At 72.0% G+C, this 4,610-nt stretch carries 4 protein-coding genes and 1 pseudogene; all 5 read left to right on the forward strand.

Annotated features, from left to right (window positions below):
- Positions 1 to 1,279, forward strand: a 1,279-nt coding sequence (locus tag VB737_RS05530; protein WP_500311825.1) for a glycoside hydrolase family protein, incomplete at its 5' end; no start/stop codon positions are given.
- A gap of 41 nt (positions 1,280 to 1,320) precedes the next feature.
- Entirely contained in the window at positions 1,321 to 2,265 is a 945-nt protein-coding gene (locus VB737_RS05535; RefSeq protein WP_500311827.1) for a sodium:calcium antiporter, read from the forward strand.
- A 54-nt stretch (positions 2,266 to 2,319) separates the two neighbouring features.
- Complete coding sequence (locus VB737_RS05540; protein WP_500311829.1) at positions 2,320 to 2,655, forward strand: hypothetical protein; 336 nt, start codon at positions 2,320 to 2,322, stop codon at positions 2,653 to 2,655.
- A 19-nt stretch (positions 2,656 to 2,674) separates the two neighbouring features.
- Positions 2,675 to 4,387 carry a SulP family inorganic anion transporter gene (locus VB737_RS05545; RefSeq protein ID WP_500311831.1) on the forward strand — a complete coding sequence of 571 codons (1,713 nt, stop codon included), beginning with the start codon at positions 2,675 to 2,677 and terminating at the stop codon, positions 4,385 to 4,387.
- Positions 4,384 to 4,610: pseudogene (locus VB737_RS05550) on the forward strand (selenide, water dikinase SelD); the annotation flags it as partial. The gene VB737_RS05545 and the pseudogene VB737_RS05550, both read left to right, overlap by 4 nt.

The following is a 4,610-nucleotide window of genomic DNA, read 5'->3' on the forward strand; positions in this document are numbered from 1 at the left end:
GGCGGGGCCCTACACCTGCCCCGGCGGCACCGTGCCGCTGCCGGACGGCGAGCAGCGCTACCTCAATCCCGCCCGCTTCATCATTCCCGACGACGCCTGGCTGCCGGCGACCGGCGGGGGGGCACTGCCCCCGGAGGTGGCCCAGCTCAACCACCATTACGAAGGTTGCAGGCTCCAGGCCTACCCCGATCCCCGCACCGGCGGCGCGCCGATCACGATCGGGTGGGGCAGCACCTTCTACCAGGACGGCTCCCCGATCCGGCTGGGGGATGTGATCACCCAGGCGCAGGCCGACGCGCTCTATGAGCACAACTGCCGCGAGCGCTTCTGGAAGGTGCTCGAGGCCACGATCCCCTTCTGGGCGGAGATGGGGGATCGCCAGCGGGCCGCCCTCTGCAGCTTCGCTTACAACAACGGCGCCCATTTCCACGGGGATGACTACCACGACACCCTCGACCGCCACCTGAGGGAGCGCCGCTGGTCGGCCGTTCCCGCGGCCCTGATGCTCTACCGCAATCCCGGCGAGACGGTGGAGGTGGGCCTGGGCCGCCGCCGCCGGGCCGAGGGGCTCGTATGGGACGGGATGGAGCCTCCCGCCGCCTGCGCCCAGGCGGAGCGGGAGATCCGCACCCCGGCCGACTGCGAAGCCTGGGAGCAGCGGCTGAAGCAGGAGGCCGGCGGCGTGGCCCCATCGGCGAGGTCCCTCACGGCCCCACCCGCTACGCCCACCGCGCCCGCGGCCGAGCGGCCCGTCGATCCGCCCGGGCTGGTGGGGCCCAGGAAGACCCCACGGGACTTCGGCTTCAGCGGCTCCGACAGCCACGTGGTGGTCAACGACGTCAGCGAGACGGCCAGGGCCTACGACGTGGAGGGCCGCCTGCTCTGGGAGATCCCGGCGCTGGCGCGCGGTCAGGGCCGCGAGGACCAGTACCAGGACACGTCCACCGACACGCCGCCGGGCGTCTACCGGATCGCCAAGAAGGTCTACCGGGATTACGAGCAGGACCCCAGCCCCACCTACTCCGCCGATCGCTGCAGCTATGGCTGGTACAGCTTCGATCTGGAGGATCTGGAGATGCAGGAGCGGCGTTTCGGCCGGGCCGGGATCATGGTGCATGGCGGCGGCACCGCCTGCGGCTGGCCCGGGGCCTGGGCGCCGCGCCAACCCCTCCACGCCACCCTGGGCTGTGTGCGGCTGCACAATGAGGATCTGCGCGACAGGCTGCTGCCGCTGGTGGAGCAGGGCACCGTCTACGTGTCGGTGTACCAGGAGGCCTGAGCCAGCGGCCCCATGCTCCCTGCCCAGCCATCGGGGTCCCCATGGCCACCGCTGACCTTCTCTCCCTCGGGTCCGGCGTCCTGGCCGCCGGTGTGGGCGGTGAACTCTTCGTGCGTGGCGCCGTGGGCCTGGCCCACTGGGCACGCCTCTCAACCGGGATCGTCGGGGCCACGGTGGCGGCCTTCGCCACATCCAGCCCGGAGTTGTCGGTGGCGACCATGGCGGCGCTCGAAGGCAAGCCCCAGATCGCACTGGGGGATGCCCTCGGAAGCAACGTCGTCAATGTGGCCCTGATCCTGGGCCTCACGCTGGCGATCTCCGCGCAGCGCCTGCCCGTGGAGAGCGCCCGTCGCGATCTGCCGGTCGCCCTGGCCGGTCCGCTGCTGACAGGGCTGTTGCTCCTCGACGGCACCCTCTCGCGGCTGGATGGCGCCCTGCTACTGGGTGTCTTCCTGCTGTGGATCACGGTCGTGGTGCGGGACGTGCGTCGACAACGCAGTGTCGTCGAGGTGCCTGGAGGGGAGCGGCGCTGGTGGCCGGCGGTCCTCTCCTGCGTCGTCGGCCTGGGGCTTCTGCTGGTGGCCGGGAGGCTGGTGGTGCTGGGGGCCCGGGGTCTGGCCCAGTCCTTCGGCATCGACGCCTTTCTGGTGGGTGCCACCCTTGTGGCGATCGGCACCTCGATGCCGGAGCTGGCCACGTCGTTGGTCGCGAGGTGGCGAGGTCACGATGAGGTCGGCCTCGGCACGATTCTCGGCAGCAACATCTTCAACGGGCTCTGGGTGGTGGGCGTCGCCGCCACCATCACCCCGATCGTCGTGCCGGTCCAGGAGGTGCAGCTGGTCCTTGGCTTCGGCCTCGCGGCGCTGTTCCTGCTGGTCCTCCCCAAGGGCTCTGACGTCCTGCATCGTCGGCGCGGCTGGCTGCTGCTGGCCCTGTACGCCGTTTATGCCCTGGCGATCGTGGGTGGCCGGGGGCTGATCGGTTGAGCTGTTGCGGACTGTGGTGCGCCCCTACCCTGACGGCAACGCCATGGCTCCGGCATGCCCACCTCCTTCGCCCTGATGCTCCTGGCGCTTCTCGACACCACGCCGCGGCTCGCCGAGGCCCAGCCCCAGGGCGGGGAGCTCAGCCCGCGGGAGGAGTTCATGGTGATGGTGGGGGTGGGCTCCGGCTACATGAGCGCCCTCTGCAACCTGGAGAAGGACGGCTTCATCTCGACCGCCACCCGCGCCAAACTGGCCAACGAGCAGCTCGCCGTGATCGGCGGTGACCCTTCCACGAAGGACGATCTGGAGGGGGTGCTGGCCGGCATGAAGGGCGTCGAGGAGGACAAAGAGCTGTGCCCCAGCCAGGTGCTGCCGCCCCGCCGCAAATGAGCCGCGGCGGGGGACACTGATGGAGCCGCGCCAGCGCCTGGCCATGGTGCTGCCGGGCCTGGCGCGGCTGCTGGGCTACCAGCGCAGCTGGCTGCGCCCCGATCTGCTGGCGGGCCTCACCGTGGCGGCCTACCTGGTGCCCCAGTGCATGGCCTACGCCGAGGTGGCCGGCCTGGCGCCGGTGGCGGGGCTGTGGGCGATCCTGCCGCCCCTGCTCCTCTATGCCCTGCTGGGTTCGTCCCCCCAACTGTCGGTGGGGCCGGAGTCCACCACCGCCGTGATGACGGCGGCGGCGGTCGGGCCGCTGGTGGCGGGGGATCCGCTCGCCTACGCAGCCTTCTGCAGCCTGCTGGCCCTGCTGGTGGGTGTGGTCTGCTGCGCCGGCGCCTGGGCGCGGCTCGGCTTCCTGGCCGATCTGCTCTCCAAACCGATCCTGGTGGGCTACCTGGGGGGCGTCGCCCTGATCATGATCGGCGGCCAGCTGGGGCGGATCAGCGGACTGAAGCTGCAGGCCGCCGCGCTCCCCGGCCAGCTGGTGGAGCTGCTGGGCCGGCTGGGGGAGATCCACCGGCCCACCCTGCTGCTGGCCCTGGGGGTGCTGGTGTTCCTGCTGCTGGTGCAGCGGCGCTTCCCCCGGGCTCCGGGCCCCCTGCTGGCGGTGCTGCTGGCGATGGCGGTGGTGGCGGCGGTCCACCTGGAGCAGGCGGGAGTGGCGGTGATCGGCCCCATCCCGGCCGGGCTGCCCCACCCCTCCCTGCCGCCGCCGGTGTCGGGCGCCCAGCTCCGCTCCCTGCTCACAGCGGCGGTGGGCATCGCCCTGGTGGGCTACTCCGACAACGTGCTCACGGCCAGGGCCTTCGCCGCCCGGGGCGGCTACCGCATCGATGCCAACCAGGAACTGCTGGCCCTCGGCAGCCTCAACCTGGGCAATGGGCTGATGCAGGGCTTTCCGGTGAGCAGCAGCGGCAGCCGCACCGCCATCGGCGATTCCCTCGGCAGCCGCTCCCAGCTGTTCTCCCTGGTGGCCCTGGCGATGGTGCTGGCGGTGCTGCTGTGGCTGCGGCCGGTGCTGGCCCTGTTCCCCACCGCCGCGCTGGGGGCGATCGTCATCTATGCCGCCCTGCGCCTGATCGACATCCGCGAATTCCAGCGGCTGTACCGCTTCCGCCCCAGCGAATTCCGCCTCGCCCTGATCACCCTGGTGGGGGTGCTGGCCACCGACCTGCTCACCGGCGTGGCGCTGGCGGTGGGGCTGTCGGTGATCGATCTGTTCGCCCGCCTTGTGCGCCCCCACGACGCCGTGATGGGGATCGTGCCCCGGCTGGCGGGCCTGCACGACGTGCGCGACTGGGAGGGGGCGCGCACCATCCCGGGCCTGGTGCTGTTCCGCTTTGACGCGCCGCTGTGTTTTGCCAACGCCGAGCACTTCCGCCAGCGGGTGCTGGAGACGATCGCCGCCGAGACCGAGCCGGTGGCCTGGTTCGTGCTCAATGCCGAGGCCATCGTGGAGATCGACATCACGGCGGCCGACGTGCTTGACGAGCTGCAGCGGGAGCTGACCGCCCGGGGCATCACGTTCGCGCTGGTGCGGGTCAAGCAGGACCTCTACGCCCAGCTGGAGCGCGCCGGCCTGGTGGAGCGGATCGGGGCGCGCCTGTTCTTCCCCACCCTGCCCACGGCGATCGCGGCCTTCCAGGCCCGGACGACCGGCATGCCGCTGCCCAGCCCATGAACGCCGCTTCCGAGCGCCACCTCCTGGTCCTGGCGGGGGGCGGCCACAGCCACGTGCTGGTGCTGCGGCGCTGGCTGATGCACCCCCGCACCCGGCCGCCGCGCACCCGCCTCATCCTGGTGAGCCGCCACGGCACGGCCTTCGATTCGGGCCTGCTGCCCGCCGTGGTGGCGGGGCTGGAGCCCCTGGAGGCCGCCGCCATCGACCTGCGCCGCCTCTGCAC

This window comes from Synechococcus sp. BA-120 BA3 (assembly GCF_034931285.1).
In the GTDB taxonomy this organism is placed as follows: Bacteria; Cyanobacteriota; Cyanobacteriia; order PCC-6307; family Cyanobiaceae; genus Cyanobium.

Excerpts from the sequence above, each read along its gene's own strand:
- VB737_RS05535 (WP_500311827.1), top strand. The coding sequence starts at position 1,321 with ATGGCCACCGCTGACCTTCTCTCCCTCGGGTCCGGCGTCCTGGCCGCC.
- VB737_RS05540 (WP_500311829.1), top strand. The coding sequence starts at position 2,320 with ATGCCCACCTCCTTCGCCCTGATGCTCCTGGCGCTTCTCGACACCACG.
- VB737_RS05545 (WP_500311831.1), top strand. The coding sequence starts at position 2,675 with ATGGAGCCGCGCCAGCGCCTGGCCATGGTGCTGCCGGGCCTGGCGCGG.